This is a genomic window from Thermogutta sp. (assembly GCF_014359955.1).
Taxonomy (GTDB): Bacteria; Planctomycetota; Planctomycetia; order Pirellulales; family Thermoguttaceae; genus Thermogutta.
This window is the reverse complement of record NZ_JACIYL010000867.1, coordinates 1-1,768: the sequence shown is the minus strand read 5'-3', so window position 1 is coordinate 1,768 and position 1,768 is coordinate 1. Positions and strand designations below refer to the sequence as shown.

Here is a 1,768-nt window from a genome sequence, read left to right as displayed (position 1 = left end):
GGTGGTCCGTTCCGGTGCTGGTAGCCACACCAGAAGAGGCCCTGGCACACTGGCGCCCCGTACAGGCTGCGATCTATGACGTCCGAGGAGCGAACACCGATGAAGTTCGTCAGATTCAGCGGCTGATCGTCAGGTCGTACCGTGCATCACCCCAGGGCTGCGGCTGGGTCCTTCTGGCAGGCTTTCCCATTTGTGAGGATTTCGAGTTCACCAAGAATTGGCCGCGGATACGCATCCTGCCGAAGCCGACGCAGCACTGGGACCTGCTGGTCGGTCTGCGCAGTGTACTTTTGGACTGAGCGAACACAACCGCGCAAGCCCGCCTTTTTAAAAAGCGCAAACTCCCTCCCCGGATCGTGCACGAAGATCAGTCAGGTTCACGGAGTTGCCTGGGTTTCTTCCCGGGCACGCTTGATGTAGCGGTCGAGAATGATGGGAATCTGATCCGGTGTGACGGCACCGTGCATTTCATCATTGATCACGAGAACGGGAGCGAGGCTGCACGCGCCAAGACACCGCGCACCTTCCAGCGTGAAGAGTCCATCGGAGGTAGTTTCTCCGAAATGAATCCCGAGCTCGTCTTTGAGCTTTTCCGCAAGTCGATCGGCCCCCTTCACGTAACAGGCGGTCCCCAGGCACAGATTAATGATGAATTTTCCTCGTGGTTGCAAGCGGAAGTAATGATAGAAACTGGCAACACCCGAGACTTTTGCCGCCGGAATCTGCATGAGTTGGGCGACCGCATCAAGATGGCTCGCCCCCAGATATCCAAACTTGGCCTGGACCCGGTGCAAAACCGCAATGAGCTGACTGTGCGGCTCCGGGCTCTTTCGGCATTCTTCAATAAATTGAACGAGGTCCTCTCCGAGAATCCGTTCTGAAACGGCTTTGACCTCGGGCCAGTTGTCAGTCGTGGACGTGCAGGTGTGGTGTGTGTTCATCGGATACCCCTCGGCAATCGCGGTCGATAGCTCGTATGGAGAAGCTGGTGGGCCCGGGCTGAACCGGGGCTTCCCAGATAGGTTTCGTAAAGCTCTTCCAAAGCGGGGTTTTCGTACGATTCGCGGAGTTGCTTGGCGCCGTCGATGCTATACAGAGCGCTGGCCCTCTTCCGCAGCAGGGCTGGATCGAGGATGTGATAACCCTCGGGAGGATACGGTTGTCCTCCGCCTCCGATACAGCCGCCCGGACAGGCCATCACCTCGATAATGTCGTAATGATCCTCTCCGGATACCACCTTATTAAGAATCTCTTTGGCGTTGTTCAAACCGTTAGCCACAGCGACGTGCAGATTTCGCTCTCCAATCGCGACGTAGGTATCACGGAGGCCTTCCACGGCACGAACTTCAGTAAACTCCAATCGATCGGGCTTCTTGCCCGTAAGGATCCGTGAGGCCGCCCGCAGCGTTGCCTCCATCACCCCGCCGGTCGTTCCGAAAATATCGCCGGCTCCAGATGCGATTCCCAAAGGCGCGTCGAACTCCCCATCGGGCAGCCTTGTGAAATCAATGCCGTAGCACTTGATCATCCAGATGAGTTCGCGCGTGGTCAACACGGCATCTGTGTACGGCCGACCGTCGGGCATGCGGTGTTCCGGCCGCTGGGCTTCGAATTTCTTCGCCACGCAGGGCATCACCGCCACCATGAAAATTTTTTCGGGCGGAATTCCCTTTCGTTCGGCGTAATATGTCTTCGCCAGTGTCGAAAGCATGCTCATTGGGGACTTACAGCTCGACGCATGGGGAATCAACTCCGGATAAAACTTCTC

3 protein-coding genes are annotated in these 1,768 nt (G+C 57.0%); 1 reads left to right on the top strand and 2 read right to left on the bottom strand.

Annotation, left to right across the window (positions count from 1 at the left end; all coding sequences use genetic code 11):
* Nucleotides 1-299: hypothetical protein (locus H5U08_RS17715; RefSeq protein WP_297036152.1), on the top strand; the 299-nt coding region annotated here is incomplete at its 5' end.
* A 78-nt stretch (nt 300-377) separates the two neighbouring features.
* Here the strand turns inward: H5U08_RS17715 and nuoE are convergent.
* Both nuoE and H5U08_RS17705 read right to left on the bottom strand, forming a co-directional pair.
* Entirely contained in the window at nt 378-941 is a 564-nt protein-coding gene (gene nuoE / locus H5U08_RS17710; protein WP_297036149.1) for an NADH-quinone oxidoreductase subunit NuoE, read from the bottom strand.
* Nucleotides 938-1,768: [Fe-Fe] hydrogenase large subunit C-terminal domain-containing protein (locus H5U08_RS17705; RefSeq protein WP_297036146.1), on the bottom strand; the 831-nt coding region annotated here is incomplete at its 5' end. The genes nuoE and H5U08_RS17705, both read right to left, overlap by 4 nt.